26 protein-coding genes are annotated in these 25,451 nt (G+C 61.5%); 20 read left to right on the top strand and 6 right to left on the bottom strand.

Features of this window, described 5'->3' with window-relative positions:
- Nucleotides 1-3 precede the first annotated feature (3 nt).
- From flhB to yegS, 16 genes are all read left to right on the top strand, one after another.
- Nucleotides 4-1,140, top strand: a complete 1,137-nt coding sequence (gene flhB, locus TU75_RS17735; protein ID WP_060549644.1) for a flagellar biosynthesis protein FlhB — start codon at nt 4-6, stop codon at nt 1,138-1,140.
- A 547-nt stretch (nt 1,141-1,687) separates the two neighbouring features.
- On the top strand, nt 1,688-3,802 hold the full coding sequence (gene flhA, locus TU75_RS17725) for a flagellar biosynthesis protein FlhA (RefSeq protein ID WP_186351057.1): 2,115 nt from the start codon (nt 1,688-1,690) through the stop codon (nt 3,800-3,802).
- An 11-nt stretch (nt 3,803-3,813) separates the two neighbouring features.
- On the top strand, nt 3,814-5,130 hold the full coding sequence (flhF, locus tag TU75_RS17720) for a flagellar biosynthesis GTPase FlhF (RefSeq protein WP_003236865.1): 1,317 nt from the start codon (nt 3,814-3,816) through the stop codon (nt 5,128-5,130).
- A 105-nt stretch (nt 5,131-5,235) separates the two neighbouring features.
- Complete coding sequence (fleN, locus tag TU75_RS17715) at nt 5,236-6,069, top strand: flagellar synthesis regulator FleN (protein WP_003192912.1); 834 nt, start codon at nt 5,236-5,238, stop codon at nt 6,067-6,069.
- The gene (gene fliA, locus TU75_RS17710; RefSeq protein WP_003236863.1) at nt 6,066-6,806 is read left to right on the top strand and encodes an RNA polymerase sigma factor FliA; all 741 of its coding nucleotides are present in this window, start codon (nt 6,066-6,068) and stop codon (nt 6,804-6,806) included. The genes fleN and fliA overlap by 4 nt, the downstream gene beginning before the upstream one ends.
- Before the next feature lie 167 nt (nt 6,807-6,973).
- Entirely contained in the window at nt 6,974-7,348 is a 375-nt protein-coding gene (locus TU75_RS17705) for a chemotaxis response regulator CheY (protein ID WP_162276124.1), read from the top strand.
- Between the two features lie 18 nt (nt 7,349-7,366).
- Complete coding sequence (locus tag TU75_RS17700; protein WP_003236860.1) at nt 7,367-8,155, top strand: protein phosphatase CheZ; 789 nt, start codon at nt 7,367-7,369, stop codon at nt 8,153-8,155.
- Nucleotides 8,156-8,166: 11 nt separating this feature from the next.
- Complete coding sequence (locus TU75_RS17695; RefSeq protein WP_060549643.1) at nt 8,167-10,374, top strand: chemotaxis protein CheA; 2,208 nt, start codon at nt 8,167-8,169, stop codon at nt 10,372-10,374.
- A gap of 49 nt (nt 10,375-10,423) precedes the next feature.
- A complete protein-coding gene (locus tag TU75_RS17690) occupies nt 10,424-11,557 on the top strand; it encodes a protein-glutamate methylesterase/protein-glutamine glutaminase (protein ID WP_003236854.1) in 1,134 nt (377 codons plus the stop codon).
- On the top strand, nt 11,557-12,297 hold the full coding sequence (locus TU75_RS17685) for a flagellar motor protein (protein ID WP_003236851.1): 741 nt from the start codon (nt 11,557-11,559) through the stop codon (nt 12,295-12,297). Before TU75_RS17690 ends, TU75_RS17685 begins: the two co-directional genes overlap by 1 nt.
- A gap of 15 nt (nt 12,298-12,312) precedes the next feature.
- A complete protein-coding gene (motD, locus tag TU75_RS17680; protein WP_060549642.1) occupies nt 12,313-13,200 on the top strand; it encodes a flagellar motor protein MotD in 888 nt (295 codons plus the stop codon).
- A 51-nt stretch (nt 13,201-13,251) separates the two neighbouring features.
- On the top strand, nt 13,252-14,040 hold the full coding sequence (locus TU75_RS17675) for a ParA family protein (RefSeq protein ID WP_003236847.1): 789 nt from the start codon (nt 13,252-13,254) through the stop codon (nt 14,038-14,040).
- On the top strand, nt 14,040-14,828 hold the full coding sequence (locus tag TU75_RS17670; protein WP_003236845.1) for a CheW domain-containing protein: 789 nt from the start codon (nt 14,040-14,042) through the stop codon (nt 14,826-14,828). Before TU75_RS17675 ends, TU75_RS17670 begins: the two co-directional genes overlap by 1 nt.
- A 79-nt stretch (nt 14,829-14,907) precedes the next feature.
- The gene (locus tag TU75_RS17665; RefSeq protein WP_003236843.1) at nt 14,908-15,390 is read left to right on the top strand and encodes a chemotaxis protein CheW; all 483 of its coding nucleotides are present in this window, start codon (nt 14,908-14,910) and stop codon (nt 15,388-15,390) included.
- 1 nt (nt 15,391) lies between these two features.
- The gene (locus TU75_RS17660) at nt 15,392-15,784 is read left to right on the top strand and encodes a DUF2802 domain-containing protein (RefSeq protein WP_003236841.1); all 393 of its coding nucleotides are present in this window, start codon (nt 15,392-15,394) and stop codon (nt 15,782-15,784) included.
- Between the two features lie 562 nt (nt 15,785-16,346).
- Nucleotides 16,347-17,267: a lipid kinase YegS gene (gene yegS / locus TU75_RS17650; protein WP_003236838.1), complete on the top strand. Its 921-nt coding sequence runs from the start codon at nt 16,347-16,349 to the stop codon at nt 17,265-17,267.
- Here the strand turns inward: yegS and TU75_RS17645 are convergent.
- The 3 genes from TU75_RS17645 to TU75_RS17635 form a co-directional block, all read right to left on the bottom strand.
- On the bottom strand, nt 17,226-17,885 hold the full coding sequence (locus TU75_RS17645; RefSeq protein WP_060549641.1) for a response regulator transcription factor: 660 nt from the start codon (nt 17,883-17,885) through the stop codon (nt 17,226-17,228). The two genes, yegS and TU75_RS17645, sit on opposite strands and share 42 nt — an antisense overlap.
- On the bottom strand, nt 17,882-18,775 hold the full coding sequence (locus TU75_RS17640; RefSeq protein WP_082630456.1) for a sensor histidine kinase: 894 nt from the start codon (nt 18,773-18,775) through the stop codon (nt 17,882-17,884). Before TU75_RS17640 ends, TU75_RS17645 begins: the two co-directional genes overlap by 4 nt.
- 263 nt (nt 18,776-19,038) lie before the next feature.
- Nucleotides 19,039-19,488, bottom strand: a complete 450-nt coding sequence (locus TU75_RS17635) for a hypothetical protein (protein WP_003236832.1) — start codon at nt 19,486-19,488, stop codon at nt 19,039-19,041.
- A gap of 540 nt (nt 19,489-20,028) precedes the next feature.
- Here TU75_RS17635 and TU75_RS17630 point away from each other — a divergent pair.
- On the top strand, nt 20,029-20,964 hold the full coding sequence (locus TU75_RS17630) for a chemotaxis protein CheV (RefSeq protein WP_003236830.1): 936 nt from the start codon (nt 20,029-20,031) through the stop codon (nt 20,962-20,964).
- A 39-nt stretch (nt 20,965-21,003) separates the two neighbouring features.
- On the top strand, nt 21,004-21,810 hold the full coding sequence (locus TU75_RS17625; RefSeq protein WP_015372584.1) for an MOSC domain-containing protein: 807 nt from the start codon (nt 21,004-21,006) through the stop codon (nt 21,808-21,810).
- Nucleotides 21,811-21,857: 47 nt separating this feature from the next.
- Here TU75_RS17625 and ppnP read toward each other — a convergent pair whose 3' ends face one another.
- On the bottom strand, nt 21,858-22,142 hold the full coding sequence (gene ppnP, locus TU75_RS17620; RefSeq protein WP_003236826.1) for a pyrimidine/purine nucleoside phosphorylase: 285 nt from the start codon (nt 22,140-22,142) through the stop codon (nt 21,858-21,860).
- A 63-nt stretch (nt 22,143-22,205) separates the two neighbouring features.
- Nucleotides 22,206-22,748, bottom strand: coding sequence for a 3'-5' exonuclease (locus tag TU75_RS17615; RefSeq protein ID WP_015372583.1), 543 nt, complete (start codon nt 22,746-22,748; stop codon nt 22,206-22,208).
- A 198-nt stretch (nt 22,749-22,946) separates the two neighbouring features.
- Here TU75_RS17615 and TU75_RS17610 point away from each other — a divergent pair, with 198 nt between their 5' ends.
- Nucleotides 22,947-23,735: a substrate-binding periplasmic protein gene (locus TU75_RS17610; RefSeq protein WP_003236822.1), complete on the top strand. Its 789-nt coding sequence runs from the start codon at nt 22,947-22,949 to the stop codon at nt 23,733-23,735.
- Between the two features lie 63 nt (nt 23,736-23,798).
- Here the strand turns inward: TU75_RS17610 and TU75_RS17605 are convergent, their stop codons facing one another.
- Nucleotides 23,799-24,350 (bottom strand): RNA polymerase factor sigma-70, encoded by a 552-nt coding sequence (locus TU75_RS17605; protein ID WP_015372581.1) that lies wholly within the window; start codon nt 24,348-24,350, stop codon nt 23,799-23,801.
- 300 nt (nt 24,351-24,650) lie between these two features.
- On the opposite strand from TU75_RS17605, the gene TU75_RS17600 reads away from it, so the two are divergent.
- Nucleotides 24,651-25,403, top strand: a complete 753-nt coding sequence (locus tag TU75_RS17600; protein ID WP_015372580.1) for a thioesterase II family protein — start codon at nt 24,651-24,653, stop codon at nt 25,401-25,403.
- Nucleotides 25,404-25,451: the final 48 nt, after the last annotated feature.

The raw sequence follows: 25,451 nt of genomic DNA, 5'->3' as shown, positions 1-25,451 counted from the left end.
GCCATGGCCGAGAGCGAGAGTGGTCAGGACAAGACAGAAGACCCCACGGAGAAACGTAAAAAGGACTCCCGGGAAAAGGGTGAGATCGCCCGCTCCAAGGAACTCAACACCGTCGCGACCATGATGGCCGGTTCCGGCGCGCTGCTGATCTATGGTGGCGGCCTGGCCCTGGATTTGCTGGAGTTGATGAAATACAACTTCAGCCTGCCGCGCGAGGTGCTGCTCAATCCCGACGCCATGGGCCATTACCTGATGCATTCGGGCAATATCGCGCTGTTGGCGGTGCTGCCGATCCTGATCACCTTGTTGCTGGCTGCGTTGATCGGCCCAGTGGCGCTGGGAGGCTGGCTGTTCGCCGCCAGCAGTATGGCGCCCAAGTTCAGCCGCATGAACCCGGGGGCAGGGCTCAAACGCATGTTCTCCGCCAAGGCGCTGGTGGAGCTGCTCAAGGCCCTGGCCAAATTCATCCTGATTCTGTTCGTGGCGCTGGCGGTGTTGTCGTCGGATATCGACGACCTGCTGCGCATCGCCCACGAGCCGTTGGAGTCGGCGATCATCCACAGCTTGCAGTTGGTGGGCTGGAGCGCGCTGTGGATGTCTGCGGGGTTGATCATCATTGCGGCGGTGGACGCACCGATCCAACTGTGGGAGAGCCACAAGAAACTGCTGATGACCAAGCAGGAGGTGCGTGACGAGCACAAGGACCAGGAAGGGCGGCCGGAGGTCAAGCAGCGCATCCGTCAGCTGCAGCGTGAAATGTCCCAGCGCAAGATGATGTCCTCGGTGCCCGACGCCGATGTGATCATCACCAACCCGACCCACTACGCCGTGGCCCTCAAGTACGATCCCGAGAAAGGCGGCGCGCCAATGCTGCTGGCCAAGGGCAGCGACTTTACCGCGCTGAAAATCCGTGAAATTGCCGTGGCCAACGACATCCTGTTGCTGGAATCGGCGGCGCTCGCGCGCTCGATCTTCTATTCCACCGACCTGGACCAGGAAATTCCCGCCGGTCTGTACCTGGCCGTGGCGCAGGTTCTGGCCTATGTCTACCAGATCCGCCAGTACCGCGCGGGTAAAGGCAAACGGCCGGACCCGCTCAAGGACCTGCCGATTCCGCCGGAGCTGCGGCGCGATTCCTGACGCGGTGTGGCTTCACAGTGGCCCATTTTTACATCTCTAACACTCGTTGTTGTGCAGCGTCTACCTGTCAACTTTGACAGTAGCCAGCAATACCTGTGCGCGGTTCCATTGCATTGAAAACGTGACGCAGGTTTTGAGCTAGATGCGGGGAGAGCGGTGTTGAAGGTGTATAGCGGGGCTGTCAAATCCTACGATCGGATCAGGGAAGAGTGGGTGATTTGGTCTGATGACTGGAAAGATGAAGTATTTGTCGACAAGAGAGATTGGGGCAAGACCAGGTTTTCGGTCGGCCGGAAACTGGCCTTTCAATTGATCCATCGACCCAAAGGCCCGTACGCGCTGCCGCCGATCAAATCAGCCACCCCCAAGCCTTGATGACACAACGAGACAAAAAATATGGGAGGGGGCAAGCCCCCTCCCATATTTTTTTGATCCTGATACCAAAACCAAAGTTGGACAGCTTCTTGCAATACCGCCTGCAAGTCGCCTCTTGGCGTCAAAAGTTTGCTTTACGTTACGAGGAATACCGGTGGTGGATCGCTCTCAAATGTTCGGTACGGCCCGTACGACCCTGACTGACCTCTCGCGGGGCAATCTGGGTGTGCCGTTGTTGTTGCTGGTGATGCTGGCAATGATGATGTTGCCGATGCCGCCGTTTCTGCTCGACGTGTTCTTCACCTTCAACATTGCCCTGTCCGTCGTGGTCCTGCTGGTCTGCGTGTACGCGCTGCGGCCGCTGGATTTTGCGGTGTTTCCCACCATCCTGCTGGTGGCCACCCTGCTGCGGCTGGCCCTGAACGTCGCGTCCACCCGCGTGGTGATGCTGCACGGCCAGGACGGCCACGCCGCCGCCGGCAAGGTGATCCAGGCGTTCGGTGAGGTGGTGATCGGCGGTAACTACGTGGTTGGTATCGTGGTGTTCGCGATCTTGATGATCATCAACTTCGTGGTGGTGACCAAGGGCGCCGGGCGGATTTCCGAGGTGAGCGCGCGCTTTACCCTCGACGCCATGCCCGGCAAACAGATGGCCATCGACGCCGATCTCAACGCCGGCCTGATCGACCAGAACCAGGCCAAGAGCCGCCGCCTGGAAGTGGCTCAGGAAGCCGAGTTCTATGGTTCCATGGACGGTGCGAGCAAGTTTGTGCGTGGCGACGCCATCGCCGGTCTGCTGATTCTGTTCATCAACCTCATCGGCGGCATGGCCGTGGGCATCTTCCAGCATGGCATGACCTTCGGCGACGCCGGCAAGGTGTACGCCCTGCTGACCATCGGTGACGGTTTAGTGGCGCAATTGCCATCACTGTTGTTATCCACAGCAGCGGCCATCATGGTGACCCGTGCTTCAGGCTCTGAAGACATGGGCAAGCAGATCAGTCGGCAGATGTTCGCCTCGCCCAAAGCCCTGGCCGTGGCGGCGGGCATCATGGCGATCATGGGTATCGTGCCGGGCATGCCCCACGTGTCGTTCCTGACCATGGCGGCCCTGGCTGGCGGCGGTGCTTATCTGTTCTGGAAAAAACAGAACGCGGTCAAGGTGCAGGCCCTGCAGGAAGTGGCGCGCCAGCAGGAATTGCTGCCATCCCCGGCCCGCGCCCAGGAAACCAAGGAGCTGGGCTGGGACGACGTGACCCCAATCGACATGATCGGCCTGGAGGTCGGCTACCGCCTGATTCCACTGGTGGACCGCAACCAGGGTGGCCAGTTGCTCGCGCGGATCAAGGGTGTGCGCAAGAAACTGTCCCAGGACCTGGGCTTCCTCATGCCCACTGTGCACATTCGCGACAACCTCGACCTGGCTCCCAGTGCCTATCGCCTGACCCTGATGGGCGTGATCCTCGCCGAAGCCGAGATCTACCCGGATCGGGAACTGGCGATCAACCCAGGCCAGGTGTTCGGCAGCCTCAACGGCATTACCGCCAAAGATCCGGCTTTTGGCCTGGAAGCGGTGTGGATCGAAGTCAGCCAGCGCAGCCAGGCGCAATCACTCGGTTACACCGTGGTGGACGCCAGCACCGTGGTCGCCACCCACCTCAACCAGATCCTCTACAAGCACTCCCACGAGCTGATCGGGCACGAGGAAGTCCAGCAATTGATGGGTTTGCTCGCCAAGGCCTCGCCAAAGCTCGCCGAGGAGCTGGTGCCGGGCGTGCTCTCGCTGTCGCAGTTGCTCAAGGTGCTGCAGGCGCTGCTGGCCGAACAGGTGCCGGTGCGCGACATTCGCAGCATTGCCGAGGCTATCGCCAACAACGCCGCCAAGAGTCAAGATACCGCCGCGTTGGTGGCTTCGGTGCGCGTTGGATTGTCCCGCGCAATCGTGCAAAGCATTGTAGGGCTTGACTCCGAGCTGCCTGTTATCACCCTGGAGCCAAGGTTGGAACAGATCTTGCTCAATAGTATTCAGAAGGCAGGATTAGGCCAGGAAGAGGGCGTTCTGCTGGAGCCAAGCATGGCTGAAAAACTGCAGCGTTCGTTGATCGACGCCGCACAGCGCCAGGAAATGCAGGGCCAACCGGTGATTCTGCTGGTGGCAGGCCCGGTCCGAGCGATGTTGTCGCGGTTTGGACGTCTGGCAGTACCGAATTTGCACGTGTTGGCTTACCAGGAAATTCCTGACAATAAGCAAGTGACTATCGTCGCGACAGTAGGGCCCAACGGCTGAGGTAGTGGGTTATGCAAGTGAAGCGTTTTTTCGCCGCCGATATGCGTCAGGCCATGAAACTGGTGCGTGATGAGCTGGGCGCCGATGCCGCCATTATCGGTAACCGCCGCATCGCCGGCGGTGTGGAGCTGACGGCTGCCCTGGATTACACCCCTCAGGCCCTGGCGCCACGCGTGCCGAACATGGAACTCGAAGACGAGCTGCGCAAGACCGCCTCGCGCATTGTGTCGGCCCAGGCCGAACTGAGCATGCGCGGCGACAGCGACACCACCACCAATCGCCAGCTGTTTGCCGGCCTGCCGCTGACCGCTGCCGAGCCGCTGGTGGAGCCGACCTTTGTCGAACCGCCGCGTCCTGCCGCACCGGCCCCGGCCGCCAGCGTCGACCAGCGCGTATTCGATTCGATGCGCTTTGAACTCAACGGCCTGCGTGAACTGCTCGAAGTGCAACTGGGCTCGCTGGCCTGGAACCAATTGCAAGGCAGCAAGCCGCAACAGGCCAATCTGTGGCGCCGTCTGCAACGCATTGGCCTGTCCGGCCCGCTGTCGCGCGACCTGCTGGCGCTGACCGGCAGCATCGAAGAGCCCCGCCAGGCCTGGCGCATGCTGCTGGCGCACCTGGCTCGGATGATCGCCACCCCGGAAATCGAACCCCTGGAAGAGGGCGGTGTGATCGCCATGGTCGGCCCTGCCGGCATGGGCAAGACCACCACCCTGGCCAAGCTGGCCGCCCGTTACGTGCTCAAGTACGGCGCCAACAACATCGCGCTGGTGAGCATGGACAGCTACCGTATCGGCGCCCAGGAGCAGCTCAAGACCCTCGGCCGCATTCTCAATGTGCCGGTGACCCACGTCGACCCGGGCCAGTCCCTGGCCAACGCCCTCGACCCACTGCTGCGCAAGCGCGTGGTGCTGATCGATACCGCCGGCCTGCAAGCCAGCGACCCGGCGTTGCGCATGCAGCTGGAAAGCCTGGCGGGCCGCGGGATCAAGTCGAAAAATTACCTGGTGCTTGCAACCACCAGCCAGAAACAGGTTCTTACCGCTGCGTATCATAGTTACAAGCGCTGCGGGCTGGCCGGCTGCATCCTCACCAAGCTCGACGAAACCGCGAGCCTGGGCGAGGTGCTGAGCCTGGCAATCAGCCATGAATTACCGGTCGCCTACCTGACCGACGGCCCGCGGATCCCGGATGATCTGCATCTGCCGCGTCGTCATCAGTTGGTCAGCCGTGCCGTGAGTGTGCAAATGCAAGACGAGCCTAGCGAGGAAGCAATGGCTGATATGTTCGCCGACCTTTACCACAACCCGGCAAAACGGGTCGGTTGAGGCAGGATGAACGCCGTGAAATGTACCTACATCGATGGTCTGCAAGCGATTCAAGCGGCCAAGCCATGTAGCCTGCGTCTAAGCAAGACAAGGTAAAGAAATAAAATGGGCAGCATGCATCCCGTACAGGTGATCGCGGTGACCGGCGGCAAAGGTGGCGTCGGGAAAACTAACGTGTCAGTGAATTTGTCCCTGGCCCTGGCAGAGCTTGGCCGTCGCGTCATGCTGCTGGACGCTGACCTGGGCCTGGCGAACGTGGACGTTCTGCTGGGGCTGACCCCCAAACATACGCTCGCCGATGTGATCGAGGGGCGCTGTGAGCTGCGCGATGTGCTGCTGCAGGGGCCTGGCGGGATCCGCATCGTGCCGGCTGCCTCTGGCACCCAGAGCATGGTGCACCTGAGCCCGGCGCAGCATGCCGGCCTGATCCAGGCGTTCAGCGACATTGGCGACAACCTCGACGTGCTGGTGATCGATACCGCCGCCGGCATTGGCGAGTCCGTGGTCAGCTTTGTACGCGCTGCGCAGGAAGTGCTGCTGGTGGTGTGCGACGAGCCCACCTCGATCACCGACGCCTACGCCCTGATCAAACTGCTTAACCGTGACTACGGCATGAATCGCTTCCGCGTGCTGGCCAATATGGCCCAGAGCCCGCAGGAAGGGCGCAACCTGTTCGCCAAGCTGACCAAGGTCACGGATCGTTTTCTTGATGTCGCCCTGCAATACGTTGGCGCGGTTCCCTACGACGAATGCGTGCGCAAGGCTGTGCAAAAACAGCGTGCGGTCTACGAAGCATTCCCGCGTTCCAAATGCGCGCTGGCATTCAAGGCGATTGCCCAGAAGGTCGATACCTGGCCGCTGCCCGCCAACCCGCGCGGACATCTGGAGTTCTTCGTCGAGCGATTGGTGCATCAGACAAGCGCGGGTCCTGTGCTATGACATCCAGCGGCTACAACCTCTATAAAAAATCGGCACGTGACAGCCAGGGCGAATTGATCGAGCGCTATGCGCCGCTGGTCAAGCGCATCGCCTATCACCTGCTGGCACGCCTGCCGGCCAGCGTGCAGGTCGAAGACCTGATCCAGGCCGGCATGATCGGTCTGCTCGAAGTGTCGACCAAGTACGACGCGAGCAAGGGCGCCAGTTTCGAGACGTATGCGGGTATTCGTATCCGTGGCGCCATGCTCGATGAAGTGCGTAAAGGGGATTGGGCGCCGCGTTCGGTGCACCGCAATACGCGGATGGTCAGTGACGCAATTCGCTCAATTGAAGCAAAAACCGGTCGCGACGCTAAAGATCACGAAGTTGCGGCCGAACTCCAATTGAGTCTCGATGATTATTACGGGATTTTGAACGATACCTTGGGCAGCCGCCTGTTCAGTTTCGACGACCTGTTGCAGGACGGCGAACACGAAGGGCTGCACGAGGACGGCGCGAGTGCGCATATGGAGCCGTCACGCGACCTGGAAGATGAACGTTTTCAGGGCGCACTGGCGGACGCCATTGCCAACTTGCCGGAGCGTGAGCGCCTGGTCCTGGCGCTGTACTACGACGAAGAGCTGAACCTCAAGGAAATCGGTGAGGTCCTGGGGGTCAGCGAATCGCGTGTCAGCCAGTTGCATAGCCAGTGCGCAGCCCGTTTGCGGGGGCGTTTGGGAGAGTGGCGCGCGCGCTGACAGGCAGTGTGGGGACACTGCAGACGATACCGCGAAGGTCACTACTTTCGCGGGTTCGACCCGTGGTGGACCCGGCAGTCCTTTTTGTGTAACGCCTGTTGATTGAAATGGCGCGTCCAGGTGCTGGGCGCGTTTAAGACTGCTTGGAGGTCGAATTGGACAAGAACATGAAAATCCTCATCGTTGATGACTTCTCAACGATGCGGCGGATCATAAAAAACCTGTTGCGTGACCTTGGGTTCACAAACACGGTCGAGGCGGATGACGGTATTACCGCGATTCCAATCCTCAACAGCGGCAGCATCGACTTTCTGGTAACCGACTGGAACATGCCGGGCATGACCGGCATCGACCTGTTGCGCCATGTGCGCGCCGACGAGAAGCTGCGCAGCCTGCCTGTGCTGATGGTGACCGCCGAAGCCAAGCGTGAACAGATCATCGAAGCCGCCCAAGCCGGGGTAAACGGTTACGTGGTCAAGCCATTCACGGCATTGGCGCTAAAAGAGAAGATCGAAAAAATCTTCGAACGCATCCAAGGCTAATGCCATCGCGGGGGAGCTATGGAGCAGAAAGAAACAACATTGGGCGATTTTGAGTCGACCCTGAAAAAGCATGCTCACGAGTTGGTCGAGAGCCTTGAAAAAGGTCATTTCGGCGACGCGGTGCAGTTGATCCATGAGCTTAACCAGACCCGTGACCGCGGCCTGTACCAGGAAGTGGGCAAGCTCACGCGCGAGCTGCACAGTGCGATCGTCAATTTTCAGATTGATCCGCACATGCCCCAGGCCGAAGAAATTTCGCAGATCACCGATGCCACTGAACGCCTGTCCTATGTGGTCAAGCTGACCGAGGCAGCGGCCAACCGCACCATGGACCTGGTGGAAAACGCCACGCCGCTGGTCAATGGCATGGCCACCGAAGCCCAGGCGCTCAGTCACGACTGGGGCCGCTTCATGCGTCGCGAAGTGGGTGCTGAAGAGTTTCGTGAGCTGGCCCGTCGGGTCGACGGTTTTCTGTCGCGTAGCGAACAGGAAAACCGCACCGTGGCGAGCAACCTCAACGATATTCTGCTGGCCCAGGATTACCAGGACCTCACCGGTCAAGTGATCAAGCGCGTGACCCAACTGGTCACCGAAGTGGAAAGCAACCTGCTCAAACTGGTGCTCATGGCCGGGCAGGTCGATCGTTTTGCCGGCATCGAACATGACCGTGCGGCGATCCTTTCGGAAAAAGATCCACAAAAACATCTCGCCAAGGGTGAAGGTCCGCAGATTCATGCCGATAAACGTGAAGACGTTGTGTCAGGTCAGGATGATGTCGATGACCTGTTATCCAGTTTAGGCTTCTAAGGAGCACCCACATGAGCTTCGGCGCCGATGAAGAAATCCTTCAGGATTTCCTTGTAGAGGCCGGCGAAATTTTAGAGCAACTGTCCGAACAACTGGTCGAGCTGGAAAGCCGACCGGATGATGCGAACCTGCTCAATGCAATTTTTCGCGGTTTTCACACTGTAAAAGGGGGCGCCGGCTTCCTCCAGCTCCATGAGCTGGTGGAGTGCTGCCACATCGCCGAGAACGTGTTCGACATCCTGCGCAAGGGTGAGCGAAAGGTCGACTCGGAGTTGATGGACGTGATTCTCGAAGCACTGGATGCGGTCAACGGCATGTTCAGCGAAGTGCGCGAACGTGCCCCGATCACCGCCGCCACCCCGGAACTGCTGGCCGCCCTGGCGCGCCTGGCAGAGCCAGCTGACGAGGCGGTCGCCGTGCAAGCTGCGCCTGCGCCGGTGGCCGAGCCTGAGCCTGAGCCGGATGTCACCGACAGCGAGTTCGAACAACTGCTCGATTCGCTCAACGCTGTGAAGGCCGAGGCCGAAGCACCGCAAGCGCCACAGCCACCGGCTGCGGCACCTGCCGCGCCGACCAGCGAAGACATCACCGACGCCGAATTCGAATCCCTGCTCGACCAGTTGCATGGCAAAGGTCAGTTCGCTGCCGACGCCGTGGCACCGGTGGCCGCGCCGCCCGCAGCCGCAGCCAGCGCCAGCACCGATATCACCGACGACGAATTCGAAGCCTTGCTCGACCAACTGCACGGCAAGGGCACGTTCGCTGCCGATGCCTTGCCGGAAGTCGCCGCGACGGCGCCAGCCGCTGCTGCCGCCAGCGCAGCACCGGCCGGTGACGGGTTGATCAGCGATCACGAATTCGAAGCCTTGCTCGACGAACTGCATGGCAAGGGCAAGTTCGCCGAAGTGGCCCCGGCCGCAGCGGCGACTGCGGCGCCTGTGGCCGCCAAGCCAGCACCTGCACCGGTCGCCAAGCCCGCGCCGGCACCGGCCGCAGCACCTGCGCGTGCCCCGGCTGCCGCCGTGGCCGAAAAACCGGTCACCACCGAAGCCGAAACCACCGTACGGGTAGACACCGCACGCCTGGACGACATCATGAACATGGTGGGCGAGTTGGTGCTGGTGCGTAACCGTCTGGTGCGCCTGGGCCTGAGCAGTGGCGATGAAGCCATGCAAAAGGCCGTGTCGAACCTCGACGTGGTCACCGCCGACCTGCAGACCGCGGTGATGAAAACCCGCATGCAGCCGATCAAGAAAGTCTTCGGCCGCTTCCCGCGTCTGGTTCGCGACCTGGCACGCCAGCTCAAGAAAGAAATCAACCTGGAACTGGTGGGCGAAGAAACCGACCTCGACAAGAACCTTGTCGAGGCCCTGGCCGACCCGTTGGTCCACTTGGTGCGCAACGCTGTCGACCACGGCGTGGAAACTCCCGAAGAGCGTGAAGCGGCGGGCAAGTCGCGCAACGGCAAGGTGATTCTGGCGGCCGAGCAGGAAGGCGACCATATCCTGCTGTCGATCACCGACGATGGCAAAGGCATGGACCCGGCGATCCTGCGCAATATCGCCGTCAAGCGTGGCGTGATGGACAAGGACGCCGCCGACCGTCTTACCGACACCGAGTGCTACAACCTGATCTTCGCCCCGGGCTTCTCGACCAAGACCGAGATTTCCGATGTGTCCGGCCGTGGCGTCGGCATGGACGTGGTGAAGACCAAGATCAGCCAGCTCAACGGCTCGATCAACATCTACTCGACCAAGGGCCAGGGCTCCAAGATCGTCATCAAGGTGCCGCTGACCCTGGCGATCATGCCGACCCTGATGGTGATGCTGGGCAACCAGGCGTTCGCCTTCCCGTTGGTCAACGTCAACGAGATCTTCCACCTCGACCTGTCGCGCACCAACGTGGTCGACGGCCAGGAAGTGGTGATCGTGCGCGACAAGGCCTTGCCGCTGTTCTACCTCAAGCGCTGGCTGGTGGCATCGGCCAAGCATGAGGAACAACACGAAGGCCATGTGGTGATCCTGTCCGTGGGCACCCAGCGCATCGGCTTCGTGGTCGACCAACTGGTGGGCCAGGAAGAGGTGGTGATCAAGCCATTGGGCAAAATGCTGCAGGGGACCCCGGGCATGTCGGGTGCGACCATTACCGGTGACGGTCGGATCGCGCTGATTCTCGATGTTCCGAGCATGCTCAAGCGTTACGCCGCACGGCGTATTTGATTTTGGTGGGGCCCAGGCGGTAACGCCCGCCCCACCTAACGGAGTGTTTATGGCAGTCAAGGTCCTGGTGGTGGACGATTCGGGTTTCTTCCGCCGCCGCGTCTCGGAAATTCTTTCCGCCGATCCAAGCATCCAGGTGGTCGGCACGGCCACCAACGGCAAAGAGGCGATTGACCAGGCGATTGCGTTGAAGCCGGACGTGATCACCATGGACTACGAGATGCCGATGATGGATGGCATCACGGCCGTGCGCCATATCATGCAACGCTGCCCCACCGCGGTATTGATGTTCTCCTCGCTGACCCACGAAGGCGCCCGAGTGACCCTCGACGCGCTGGACGCCGGCGCGGTGGATTTTTTGCCGAAAAATTTCGAAGACATCTCGCGCAACCCCGAGAAGGTCAAGCAGATGCTGTGCGAGAAGGTGCACAGCATTGCGCGCAGTAACCGCCGCAGCCTGTCCAGCGCACCAGCGCCGGCAGCCGCACCGGTTGCGCCCGCAGGTTCCTCGTTCAACCGCCCGGCACCTGCGCCGACGACCCGGCCTGCACCCGCCGCGCCAGCCCGTAACCCGGCGCCCGGCGCCCATGCGCACACGCACTCATCGGCGCCCAAGCGCAAGGCTTACAAGCTGGTCGCCATTGGCACCTCCACCGGTGGCCCGGTAGCCCTGCAACGGGTGTTGACCCAACTGCCGGCCAACTTTCCGGCGCCCATCGTGCTGATCCAGCACATGCCCGCTGCGTTCACCAAGGCGTTCGCCGAGCGCCTGGACAAGCTGTGCCGCATCAGCGTCAAGGAAGCCGAGGATGGCGACATCCTGCGTCCTGGCCTGGCGCTGCTGGCACCGGGTGGCAAGCAGATGATGGTGGACGGGCGTGGCGCGATCAAAATCCTGCCGGGCGACGAGCGCCTCAACTACAAGCCGTGCGTGGACATCACCTTTGGCTCCGCCGCCAAGTCCTACGGCGACAAGGTTTTGGCGGTGGTGCTCACCGGCATGGGCGCCGACGGCCGTGAAGGCGCGCGCCTGCTCAAGCAGGGCGGCAGCGCCATCTGGGCCCAGGACGAAGCCAGCTGCGTGATCTATGGCATGCCCATGGCCATCGTCAAGGCTGACCTTGCCGACGCTGTCTACAGCCTGGACGACATCGGCCGGCATCTGGTGGAGGCCTGTCTCTGATGGATGTGTTGAGCCTGATCGGCATTACCCTGGCCTTTGTCGCGATCATTGGCGGCAACTACCTGGAGGGCGGCCACCTCGGCGCCCTGGCCAACGGTCCGGCTGCGTTGATCGTGATCGGCGGCACCGTGGGCGCGGCCTTGCTGCAGGCGCCCTTGAGTTCGTTCAAGCGCGCCATGCAGATTCTGGTGTGGATCATTTTCCCGCCGCGCGTGGACCTGGCCGGCGGCGTCGACCGCGTGGTCAATTGGAGCCTCACCGCACGCAAGGAAGGTCTGCTGGGTCTGGAAGGCGTGGCCGATGCCGAGCCCGACAGCTACGCCCGCAAAGGCCTGCAACTGCTGGTTGACGGCGCCGAACCGGAGGCGATCCGCAGCATCCTGGAAGTGGATTTCTACACCCAGGAAAGCCGCGATATCAATGCCGCCAAAGTCTTTGAAAGCATGGGCGGCTACGCGCCGACCATCGGCATCATCGGTGCGGTGATGGGCCTGATCCATGTGATGGGCAACCTCGCTGATCCGTCGCAACTGGGCAGCGGGATTGCCGTGGCGTTCGTCGCCACCATTTATGGTGTGGCCAGTGCCAACCTGGTGCTGCTGCCGGTGGCGAGCAAGCTCAAGTCGATTGCGCTGCGCCAGTCCCGTTATCGCGAAATGTTGCTCGAAGGCATCCTGTCGATTGCCGAGGGCGAGAACCCGCGTTCCATCGAATTGAAGCTCCAGGGCTTCATGGATTGATGGGGGGAGTTGCCAGTGAGCCGTCGCCGCCGCGAGCCTGAAGAACACGTCAATCATGAACGCTGGCTGGTGTCCTACGCGGACTTCATCACCTTGCTGTTCGCGTTTTTCGTGGTGATGTATTCGATCTCGTCCGTCAACGAAGGCAAGTACAAGATCATTTCCCAGGCGTTGGTGGGCGTGTTCAACGACACGGATCGCGCGCTCAAGCCGATTCCCATTGGCGACGAGCGGCCCAAGACCGTGACCCCGGCCAAGCCGCTGGTCAACGACAGCGACGAAACCGCTGCGGGAATAGGTGGCACCAGCGACCCGCTGAAAAGCATCGCGGATGACATCAGTGCGGCGTTCGGCGACCTGATCAACTCCAATCAGATGACTGTGCGCGGCAATGAGCTGTGGGTGGAGATCGAACTCAACTCCAGCCTGTTGTTCGCCAGTGCCGACGCCATCCCCAGCGACCAGGCGTTCAGCATCATCGACAAGGTGGCGGCGATCCTCAAGCCGTTTGAAAACCCGATCCATGTGGAAGGCTTTACCGATAACGTGCCGATCAGCACCGCGCAGTACCCGACCAACTGGGAGCTGTCGTCGGCGCGGGCGGCGAGCATCGTGCGCATGCTCGCCATGCAGGGTGTGAACCCCGGCCGCCTGGCGTCGGTGGGTTATGGCGAGTTTCAGCCGGTGGCCAACAATGCCACGGTGCAGGGCCGCGCGCGCAACCGCCGCGTGGTGCTGGTGGTATCACGCAACCTGGACGTACGCCGCAGCCTTACGGGCACCGGCACTGCAAATGCAACACCGGATGCCGCGTTGAAGCGCGCTGGCACACAAACTGCACCGCCAGCGGTTAAGCCGCCGGTTCGACAGGGCTCCGTCAATTCCCCGTCGCCGGCTCACTAATTTTATGCACTGTCTCGGTCGCGCCATTGCCTGCCGGGAGGAACCAACCGAATGAGAGTCTGGGCAGTTGCCAATCAAAAAGGTGGAGTCGGCAAGACCACCACCTCCATCGCTTTAGCCGGCTTGCTGGCCGAGGCGGGCAAGCGTGTGGTCGTGGTCGATCTGGACCCTCACGGCTCGATGACCAGCTATTTCGGCTACGACCCGGATGCCCTGGAACACAGCTGCTACGACCTGTTCCTGCACAAGGGCAGTGTGCCGGCCGACTTGCCGGGGCAGCTGCTGCTGCCCACCAGCAACGAAAGCATTTCCCTGCTGCCGTCCAGCACCGCGCTGGCCACCCTTGAGCGACAGTCTCCAGGGCAAAGCGGCCTGGGCCTGGTGATCGCCAAGACCCTGGCGCAACTGTGGCAGGAATTCGACTACGCAATCATCGACAGCCCGCCGTTGCTCGGTGTGCTGATGGTCAACGCCCTGGCGGCCAGCCAGCAGTTGGTGATCCCGGTGCAGACCGAACACCTCGCCGTCAAAGGCCTGGAGCGCATGGTCAGCACTCTGGCGATGATCAACCGCTCGCGCAAGCAGCCGTTGCCCTACAGCATCGTGCCGACCCTGTTCGACCGGCGTACCCAGGCATCGCTCGGCACCTTGCGCGTGCTGCGCGACGGCTACCCGGACGCGATCTGGAACGGCTACATCCCGGTCGACACGCGCCTGCGTGACGCCAGCCGCGCGGGGCTCACGCCGTCGCAGTTCGATGGCAAGAGCCGTGGCGTGCTGGCCTACCGTGCGTTGCTCAAGCACCTGTTGTCGCAGCAGCTTGTGGCGCAGGTGGCATGATGAACCGACCTGTCGACTTCAAGCTCAAGACCCGGCCGCAGCTGGCACTCGAATCCTATCTGGATGCCTTGCTGCAGGAAGCGACCGCCGAAGAATTGCCGGAGCCGATCCTCGTGCTCGAACCGGCCCAGGCGGCGCAAGCCCCGTTGGACGAGTTCCAGCTGGCGGTACTGGAAGAACAGGCGCGCGATGCGCAGGTGGTGGTGCCGATTGTTCCGCTGCCGGTGGTGGTTGCGCCGGCAGTGGTCGAGCCCGTGGTCGAAGTGCACATGCCACCGAGCATCACGCCGCCGCCGGTGCGTGGCGATGAACGTCCGGCCTGGGCCGCCGAGCCGTTCGAGTGCCTGCTGTTCGATGTCGCCGGCCTCACCTTGGCGGTGCCGCTGGTATGCCTGGGTTCGATCTATTCGCTCGAAGGCCAGGAGTTGACGCCGCTGTTCGGGCAACCAGAGTGGTTCCTCGGCATCCTGCCCAGCCAGGCCGGCAACCTCAAGGTGCTCGACACCGCGCGCTGGGTGATGCCCGATCGCTATCGCGACGACTTCCGCCAGGGCTTGCAATACGTGATCTCGGTGCAGGGCTACGAGTGGGGGCTGGCGGTGCATCAAGTCAGCCGTTCGTTGCGCCTGGACCCGAACGAAATCAAATGGCGCAGTCACCGTGGCCAACGGCCGTGGCTGGCGGGCACCGTGATCGAACACATGTGCGCGTTGCTTGATGTCGCCGAACTGGCCGAGTTGATCGCCAGCGGTGCAGTCAAGACGATGGCGCAGGTCAAACGCAGTTGAGTGAACAATAAGGGCTGCGCGCAAGTGCGGTCAGGCAAGTACACACGCCGTGTCTACGGTATTTGAAGGGGTCAGAGAAATGAACAAGTCAGCGTCCGCACAAGGTTTGGATGATCCGATCCTGCAATGGGTTACCTTCAAACTGGACAACGAGTCCTACGGCATCAACGTGATGCGCGTGCAGGAAGTCCTGCGTTACACCGAGATCGCGCCGGTCCCGGGTGCGCCCAGCTACGTGCTGGGTATCATCAACCTGCGCGGCAACGTGGTGACCGTGATCGACACCCGCCAGCGCTTTGGCCTGGTGCCGACCGAGGTCAACGACAACACGCGTATCGTCATCATCGAAGCCGACAAGCAAGTGGTCGGGATCATGGTCGACAGCGTGGCCGAAGTGGTCTATCTGCGCCAATCGGAAGTGGAAACCGCGCCGAACGTGGGTAACGAAGAATCCGCCAAATTCATCCAGGGCGTGTGCAACAAGAACGGCGAACTGCTGATTCTGGTTGAGCTGGACAAGATGATGAGCGAGGAAGAGTGGTCGGATCTGGAGAACATCTGATTTGTTCTTTGAAGCCTTGGTGATTGTCCTGGCCCTGCTGTGGGCCGGGACGGTGGCGTTCGTGCTGCGTTACATGCGCCAGCAACGGGAGTTGGCCCTGCAACAGGCCGAGCGGGATACGCTGCGTGAGCGGCGCATTCTCGATCTGGTCCGGCGGGTGGATCACTACCAGCAGAGTGCGGTGAAGGTGGGGGATGAGGTGCATGAACTGCGCGCGATTCTGGCGCCGATCCCGGACAAGCTGGAGCAGCTTGAGCAGCGTGATCCGGCGAATCTGTCGTTTGCCCAGGCGGCGAGGTTGGTCGGCATGGGGGCGACGGTGGATGAGCTGACGCAGTCGTGCGGGCTGACCCAGGCTGAGGCGCAGTTGATGAGCAAGTTGCACAAGAGCTAGGTGTGCGGTTGGAGCGCTTGGCTTTTGTGGGAGGGGGCCCACCACTCGGCACCTCGCTCAGGCTCGGTGTGCCCGCACGCAGGCTTGAATCCGAGGGTAACCCGGCAGGACGCCGGGTTACCCTCGGATTCAAGCCTGCGTTCGGCCAGCGTGGTTGACGGGGCGCCTGAGATCAATATCAAAAGCAAGATCAAAAGCCAAAGCAAAGCAGATCAAAAGCAGGGCAAAAGCATGATCTGTCCCCAATCCGCTTCTCTGTGGGAGCTGGCTTGCCTGCGATGCAGGCACCTCAATTCATCAGGAACACCCGGTCGATGCCTTCGCAGGCAAGCCAGCTCCCACATTTGATCGGGTTCACACCCCCATACCGGTCGACGCAAAGGCTGCCGCGATGTTGCTTTTGATCTGGAGCGCCGCGTTAAACACGCGGGTCGGAGTGAGTGCATGCCTAGCCTCACCCAAAGTCGCCATCATCAAAAAATCGCGCCAACCCCGGTAAACCAATCCCCCTCGGCAAAGGTCACATTGCTCATGCACCTTCAACTCCCGGAGTAACCCACCCATGACCACCCCCAAAGCCCTGTTGATCCTCCACGGCAAGCAAGCCCTCAACGAGGACGTGCGCAGCGCCGTGAACGCCAGGCGCGAGCTGGGCTGGGAGCTGGCGGTTCGGGTGACATGGGAGGGTGGGGATGCGCGGCGCCTGGTCGATGAAGCGCTGGGCAACGGCTACACCCATATCATCGCCGGTGGCGGCGATGGCACCTTGCGTGATGTGGCCGAAGCCATGGCCCAGTCCAAGGCTGATGCCAGCCTGGTGCTGATGCCCTTGGGCACCGCCAATGACTTCGCCAAGGCCGCCGGTGTGCCCCAGGAGCCGGCCCAGGCGCTGGCACTGCTGGATACGCCGGCCAGGGCGATTGACTTGGGCCAGGTGGGCGGGCAGATCTTCCTCAATATGGCCACCGGTGGCTTCGGCAGCCAGGTCACCGCCAACACTTCTGAAGACCTCAAAAAAGTCCTCGGTGGCGCCGCCTACCTGTTTACCGGTCTCACGCGCTTCAGCGAGTTGAAGGCTGCCTATGCCGAGCTGGACGGGCCGGATTTTCACTGGCAGGGCGAGCTGCTGGCGCTGGGGATTGGCAACGGTCGGCAGGCGGGTGGTGGGCATGAGCTGTGCCCTGAAGCGATGGCCGATGACGGCCTGCTCGACGTGAGTATCCTCCCGGCGCCCCAGGAAGTGGTCGGCACACTGCGCGAGCTGATGAACAATGGCTGGGGCCTGGACGCGATGTTTGTGCGGGCGCGCCTGCCGTGGGTGCAGATCAGGCAGGCAAGGGAGCTTTACATCAACCTCGACGGTGAGCCGCTCAACGGTGATGACCTGCGTTTCGAGGCCCTGCCCAAGGCCCTGCGCGTGCACCTGCCCGAGGGTTCGCCGCTAGTCGTCCAGGCTGATAATCTGCTCGCGCACGGCGAATAACACCAACCCCGCCACGTCGAAGATCTGCAGCCGCTTCATGATCTGCGAGCGATGCGCTTCGATGGTTTTGATGCTCAGGCCCAGGCCCTGGGCTATTTCGCGGGTGGACTTGCCGCGCACGATCAGGCGCAGGATTTCCAGTTGCCGCGCGGTGAGCGTGTGGCTCGGCACGGCAGCGCAAGTTGTGCCCTGGCTGCGCACCAGTGCCTGGTTGATCACGGTGTGGGCGATGGCCGGGCTCAGGTAGCGCTCGTTGTTGCGCAGTGCGCGCAAGGCGTGTTCCAGTTCGGTGGCGGTGGTGTCCTTGAGTAGATAGCCATGGGCGCCGCACTCCAGGGCGCGCATGATCATCTCCGGGTCGGTGTGCATCGACAGAATCAACACCTTGCTCCTGGGATACGCACCTTTGAGTTGCTGCAAGGCATCGAGGCCGCCGGTGTGTTTCATCGACAGGTCCAGCAGCACGATGTCCGGTTGCAGGGCGCCGAATCGTTCAAGCAACTGCGCGCCATCGCTGGCTTCGCCGATCACAGCGTAGTCGGGAATATCCATGATCATTGCGCGCACGCCGGCTCTGATCAGCGCGTGGTCGTCCACCAGGAGCACACTGCAGGTCACTCGATAACCTTCGTACGATTGGCGCGCTCGAGGGCGCGCGGTGCCCAGGGGAATAGTGCGTCGATGCAAGTGCCTTTGCCGGGCTGGCTGCTCACCACCAGGGTGCCCCCCAGCTGGTCGACCCGCTCGCACATCCCGGCCATGCCGCGTTGGCCTTCAAGCGCGGGGTTGCTGGCGGGGGAGAAGCCCTGGCCGTCGTCGTGGATCACCAGCGACAGGCCTTCGGGCAGGCGTTGCAGGCGCACCAGCAGATTGTGCGCCTGGGCGTGGCGCAGCATGTTGGTGACCGCTTCCTGGGTAATGCGAAAGGCCGCCACGGCCATTTCTTCCGGGATACCGGTCAGCCGCTGCTGGCATTCCAGGCTCCAGTGCACCGGGGTGTTCGCCAGTGTCTTGAGCAGATGCGCGCGCAGGCTGGCTTCCAGGCCCAGGCTGGACAATTGACGCGGGTTGAGAATGGCGGACACGTCGCGCACCTTGGCCAAGGTTTCAGTCAGGGTGTTGCACAGCACCGTGCAGTGACCCTGCAGGTCGTCCGGCAGGCGGCGCTGCAGCCATTCGCTTTGCAGCTTGGCGGCGGTGAGCAGTTGGCCGATATCGTCGTGCAGTTCGCGGCTGAGGCGGTGGCGTTCGTTTTCCTGCACCTGCAGCAGGCGCTCGGCCAGCTCCTGAGGCTGGAACCTGATGGCTGTGCGTGATTTCCACTGTTGCAGGCCGACCACCAGCAACATCGCCAGGTTGAGCAGCAGCACCGCCAGCGGCAGCGGGTTGGAGCGGGCGTACGCCCACAGACTCAGCAACAGCGAGCCAAGGCACAGGACAAGAACCATGCGGCGCGCATTGCTGCGCGAAACAGACCTTGTGATGAGTGACTTGAGGCTGGCGTACATAGCAGATGGAGCCAATGAAGTTGAGTCTTCGAGCGGCGCATAGTACCACCACTATTACCGTTGGTCGCCAGGCGCATGACGTCGCCCGGCCCGTTCAGGCCAATGGCCCGGGCGGCAGTTTTGGCAGTCAGAAAAGGGACGGTGCGGTATCCCGTCGCGTATGTATTGGCAGGGCGGTTTACAACCAATCGATATTTTTGCCGGCAAGTAAAGTTCAAACGGCGACGATTCGCGTCGTTAACGAATATATGCCCGCCTGCAACTCAGGCGCTGTGGTGCAAACGTTGCTGGGGTTTATAGCTGAAGTTCTTCTGCGGAATCTGCAGAGAGGCCGTCGCGATCAGCGTGGTTTGTTCAGTTTCGTCCAATTGCAGTCGGCCGGTACGGGCATCTATCAGCTCAAGTTGCCAGGCCAGTAAGGTCAGACAGTCGTGCAGGGCTGCCAGCGCCTGATCGTGCAGTTGCAAGGGGTTTTCGGCATTGGCGATGAGGTGCTGGATGTGCCGCGAAAACTCACCGATCCCCTGCAGGGCCAGGCTGTCGGCCTTTTCCGCCAGCGTGCTGAGGCTGCTCTGCATGCAGTCGATGGCGTCACTGTCGTTGCGAATCATCTGCAGGTGGCTCAGGCACTCTTCCGACTTGGCCAGCAGTTTTTCGGACTCCTGCTGAAATCGGGAAAGTGCAACTTGCCATTCGTTAGCGTCGTTCATCATGCAAGTCTCCACAACGTAAGGTCGGGTGGTGAGATGCCGCACTGGGTGAATGGCTTAAAACTAGCGCTGAAATATGACTGAGATCTGTAGGCAGCTTCCGATATTTTAGTAGGAAGTTTATTTAAAAGCGTCTGGCTGACCCGTGTGACACGTGCAGCCGGGTTCATTCGCACCGCTTCGGTTGCCGTCAGGTTTACGTCTTGAAGGCCTTTAGGCCGAGGGCTGGCGATGGCAAGCAAAAGCCTGACTCCATTCGTGCAATGAGAATGGCGTCACATTAATGGCTATTAGATATTGCGAATATCAGGTTGGGCCTGATTGCGCCTAGGGGAACCCCTTACACGACGGAACCCTGCGTCGTTTTGAAGGTCGCGTGGCGTCATGGCAATGCCGTATGGAAGCACCAACGAAGTAAAGCATGATATCAGTGTGACATCAACGCGTTTAAATGGCATTTTACAGGGGTCAAGGTCTGGCGCCCGCCGCCGATAAACAACCTTAAGCGAACAGCACAATCCCTCAGCGCACCAGGAGCTTTCAATGGCCGGCATTCTCGACACGGTAGATCAACGCACGCAACTGGTGGGTGAGAACCGCCTGGAGATCCTCATGTTTCGCCTGGCCGGGCGGCAACTGTTCGCGATCAACGTGTTCAAGGTGCAGGAAGTGCTGCAACTGCCCAAGCTGACCCTGATGCCCCAGCGTCACCCGTTCGTGTGCGGCGTGGTCAACCTGCGTGGCCAGACCCTGCCGGTCATCGACCTGTCCCAGGCGATCGGCATGCGCCCGCTGGTACCGGGTCCGAACAGCACCATCATCGTCACCGAGTACAACCGCTCGGTGCAGGCATTCCTGGTGGGCGGCGTCGACCGCATCGTCAACATGAACTGGGAAGCCATCCTGCCGCCGCCGACCAGCGCCGGGCGTCAGCACTACCTCACCGCCATCAGCAAGGTCGATGACCAGTTGGTGGAAATCATCGACGTGGAAAAAGTGCTGGCCGAAATCGTGCCGTACAACGCCAAGGTCTCCCGCGAAAAACTCGAAGACCCGGTGCTCGAGCGCGCCCGTGGCCGCGAAGTGCTGCTGGTGGACGACTCCAATGTCGCCCTTTCGCAATTGCGCGACACCCTGGGTCAGCTCGGCATGAAAATGCACATAGCCAGCGATGGCCTCAAGGCGCTCAACATGCTCAAGGGCTGGGCCGACAGCGGCCAGGTGATGACCGACAAACTGCTGATGATCTTCACCGACGCCGAAATGCCCGAGATGGATGGCTACCGCCTCACCACCGAGATCCGCAACGATCCGCGCCTGCGGCAGCTGTATGTGGTGCTGCACACCTCGTTGTCGGGCAGCTTCAACGACTCCATGGTGAAGAAGGTCGGCTGCGACAACTTCCTCTCCAAATTCCAGCCCGACAAGCTGGTGGATGTAGTACGTCAACGTCTGATGCTGGACGAAGCGTCGGCTTGACCTTAGGGTGACGGCTTTGCCCCTCAGGAAAGCAGGCCCATGCTTCGTCTCAGCGCGTTGTACCGTTACCCCTTGAAGTCCGGCAAGGCCGACACCTTGCAGCACATCGGCCTGGATAAACTCGGGCTGCAAGGGGATCGACGCTGGATGCTGGTGGACGAAGCCAGCGGGCGATTTCTCACACAGCGGGCAGTGGCGAAAATGAGCCAGCTGTCGGCGCTGTACAACCCTGCTGGCGGCCTCACGCTGAGCTCGCCGGGTTACGCCACGCTAGACGTGGCGTTGCCCGACAGCGCGGCCGAACTGCGCGGCATCACAATCTGGCGCGACACTCTGCGCGTGCCGGATGCGGGGGAAGCCGCCGCGCGCTGGGTCAGCGACTTCATCGGCAAGCCAACGCGCCTGGTGCACATGCCGCTGGAGCGTGCGCGTGCCACCGACGCAGGCTTTGGCAAGGACAGCGATCAAGTGGGCTTTGCCGACGGCTACCCGCTGCTGTTGATTGGCCAGGCGTCGCTCGACGATTTATCCGCGCGCATAGGGCGCCCCATGCCGATGTTGCGTTTTCGTCCCAACCTTGTGATCGAAGGTGCCGAAGCTTTCGCTGAGGATGGCTGGAAACGCCTGCGCATCGGCGATATCGAATTTCGCGTGGTCAAGCCCTGCTCACGCTGCATCCTTACCACCATCGACCCGCAGACCGGCGAGCGCAGCGCCGACCGCGAGCCTTTCGCGACGCTCGAAACCTATCGCAAGACCGAGAACGGTGCGATGTTCGGCCAGAACCTGGTCAACGACGGCATCGGTGAGTTGGCGGTCGGGATGCCGGTGACGGTGCTGGAATAAAAAATGCCCGTCTCGCAGGAGACGGGCATTTTTTCGCGCCGCAACGCTTAGCCGCGGTATTCGCAGAGGTAGGCGGTGTCGACGGCGACCTTGAGCTGGAACTTGCTGTTGGCCGGCACATTGAAGCGGCTGCCGGCGGCGAAGGTTTCCCAGTCGCTGGCGTCGGGCAGCTTGACGCTCAGGGCGCCGGACACCACGTGCATGATTTCGCGCTGGGCGGTGCCGAATTCATATTCACCCGGGGCCATGACGCCGATGGTCGCCGGACCTTCTGCGGTGCCGAAGGCGATCGACTTGACGGTGCCGTCGAAGTACTCGTTGACTTTGAACATGGGCGAATCCTCGCAAAAGGGTCTGGAAAGGTCGGCCAGTATGCCCAAGGCCGCTGTAACTGCCTAGACCGGCAAAATCAGTGGCAGCAGGCGCGCAGTGTTACGTGCATCCTCCAGCGCCCGGTGCTGTTGGCCGTGGAACTGCATGCCGGCCAATTGCAGGGCGCCGTTGAGCCCAAGCGGTTTGTCCAGGCGCCGGGCCTTGGCGAAGCGCTGCTTGAGGTTCACATGCAGTGTGTTTGCGAGCGCGCTGGTCAGGCCATGACGCTGCCATTCAAGCTCCAGCTGCGCGCGATCATAGTCGCCCCAACTGGCCCAGCCTTCCAGGCGTGATTGATGCTGGCCCAGCCAGCGTTCGAACAGCGGCCACACCTCGGTGATCGGCGCGGCGGCGTCGATATTCGCCTGGGTGATATGGGTGAGTTGACGGCAAAAGGGCGTCAGCAGTGGCCGACGCAACGGCCGTACAAAACGCTGGAAATGATCCAGCTCGCGGCCCTGGCGGTTCACCAGACTCGCGCCGATCTCGATGATTTCCATCTCCGTAACGGGCCAGCCGCCTTCATCCGTTGTGGCTTCAAGGTCAATAATCAGCCAATGAGGCATGGTGCAGGTTCCCGTACTTTTCCCGTCCTGATGGGGATAGAGCGTAGCCCGCGCCTGTAGTTCCGCGCCGCTTTTTGATCAGCGCCCGGGCTGAACGCCGATCGAGAGGCAAACTATTAATTTGCCAGTACAAAGTTGTCTCCGCAGACAAAAACGCCTAGCTTATCGCCATCAGAGAATCGAACGGTGTGTGCCTTGATGTTTTCGCCATGGCGGCTGGCTGCAGGACTGACTTTATGGGCACTGGGCACCGCAGGGTGGGCGCAGACCAATCCCGCGCAAGTGGTCAGGATCGGCGCCGCGCATTTTCCGCCTTACACCGTACGCCCCGAGCAGGGTGCCGACACCGGCCTGCTGCCGCAACTGATCGAAGCCCTGAATGCCACGCAGACCGACTACCGCTTTGTGCTGGTGCCCACCTCGATCCCCCGGCGCTTTCGCGACCTTGAGCAAGGCCGGATCGACATGGCCATTTTCGAGAATCCCGACTGGGGTTGGCAGGACATCCCCCACACCAGCGTCGACATGGGCCTGGAAGACGCCGAGGTGTTCGTCGCTCAGCGACAGCCCGGGCGCGACCAGGGCTATTTCGCCGACCTCAAGGGCAAGCGCCTGGCGGTGTTCAGCGGTTACCACTACGCCTTTGCCAACTTCAACCCCGACCCCAGGTTCATGGTCGAGCAGTTCAACGCGACGTTGACCTACTCCCACGACAGCAATCTGCTGATGGTCGCGCGCGGCAGGGCGGATATCGCGCTGGTGACGCGCTCGTACCTGAGTGATTTTCTGGTGCGCAATGCCGACATGGCCGAGCAATACCTGGTCTCCGACCGCGTTGACCAGGTGTATCACCACTACGCCCTGTTACGGCCGAACGCGCCGATCAGCGGCGAGGCGTTCGCCGGGTTGCTCAAGCGCCTGCGCGAAGACGGCCAGCTGTTGAAGATTTTCCAGCCGTATCGCATCGATGTGATGCCGGTGCACTGAAGCCAAAGATAATCAAAATGTGGGAGGGAGCACGCTCCCACCCACATGAATGTGTGCCGTGTGTCAGACCCTGCGCGCAAACGTATCGCTATGGCTGCCCGAGACCTTGCGGCAATGCACCAGCGCATCGCGGATCATGAAGTTCACCAGCGTCGGCGAAACCCCCAGTTCCTTGGCGATGTCCTTTTGCGGCACGCCGTGCAGGCGGTACATCTCGAACGCGTAGCGGGTGCGTTGGGGCAGTTCCGTCAGGGCGTCAGCGATGTTTTCCAGGGTACTGAAATTGATATGCGAGGTTTCCGGTGACGCGCCGTGAATCACCACATTCAGGCCTTCCTCTTCGGTTCCCGAATATTTGAGCTCCAACGCCTGCTTGCGATAGTGATCAATGGCCAGGTTGCGCACGATCTGGAACAGGTAACTCAACTGGGCCTTGAACGATGAAGTGATCGTCGGCGCCGATTGCAGCCGGAAGTAAGCGTCCTGCACCACGTCTTCGGCTCGGGAGCGGCACCCGGTGATGCGTGCCGCGATCTTCACCAGAATCAGCCGATTATCGACAAAGGCCTGCAGAAGGGGCGAGTCGCACCTGCCTGTGAATACTTGTTCCGTCATGGAAATCACCTGACTGCTGAATAGGTTAGGGGAGGGCTTCCTTGCTGAGGCCTCCTACACATCGGGCAACAAATTATGCTTAATGATAATGATTGTCAAATGAGAAGACGAACTAATCCTGGGTGCGCCTCCTTGCAGTGAGCGCTCTTGCTCGCCCTCGACGACTAATTATTTGCCGATGCCGTCCGTTCTTCTGGGTGACAGGCTCGTTGGAAAAACGGCCATGGACCAGCACCCGCAGGAGGACGCAATGGGTTTTTATCGCGCACGCAGCATGTCTTTGCCTGGAGTTCCGGCTCGATGAGTACGCCAACCCGGTTGCGGCTGTTTTGCCTGCCTTACTCAGGCGCCAGCGCCATGGTGTATGCGCGCTGGCGTCGATCCTTACCGGACTGGCTGCAAGTGTGCCCGCTGGAACTGCCTGGGCGCGGCATGCGCATGGACGAGCCCTTGCAGCGCGATATCAAGGCCCTGGCCGCGCAGCTTGCAGAGGAAATCAGCCGCGATTTGAACGGCCCCTACGCCTTGTTCGGCCACAGCCTCGGTGGGTTGCTGGCCTTCGAGCTGGTCCACGCCCTGCGCGCCCTCAACGTGCCCGCGCCGCTGGCGCTGTTTGCCTCCGGCACGGCTGGACCCGCAACCAGGGACGTCAGCGAATACGCCGTCGAAAAGACCGATGAACAACTGATCGCCCGCCTGCGCGAACTGCAGGGCACCGCCGAAGAAGCGCTGGCCAACCCCGAATTGATGCAATTGATGCTGCCGATTCTGCGCGCCGACTTCCTGCTGTGCGGCAGTTTCACCTACGGCCAGCGTGAGCCGCTGGGCCTGCCGATCCATGTGTTCGGCGGCAAGCAGGACAGCGTGCGCGCCGACCAGTTGCTCGACTGGCAACTCGACGCAGCCAGCGGGTTTTCTCTGGACATGTTCGACGGCCACCACTTCTTCCTCATGCAGCACGAAAGCGCCGTATTGCGCTGCCTGCGCCGCTACGCCGAGGAACACCTGGCCCGCTTTCGCAATGGCGCGGCGCGGCAACTGGCCGCCGGCTGACAGCCCCTATTTCCCGATTTCCCGCAAGCCGATTTCAGGCAGGAACCC

This window comes from Pseudomonas poae (assembly GCF_001439785.1).
Taxonomy (GTDB): Bacteria; Pseudomonadota; Gammaproteobacteria; order Pseudomonadales; family Pseudomonadaceae; genus Aquipseudomonas; species Aquipseudomonas poae.
The sequence above is the reverse complement of the archived record's forward strand: the minus strand, read 5'-3'. Positions and strand labels throughout refer to the sequence as shown.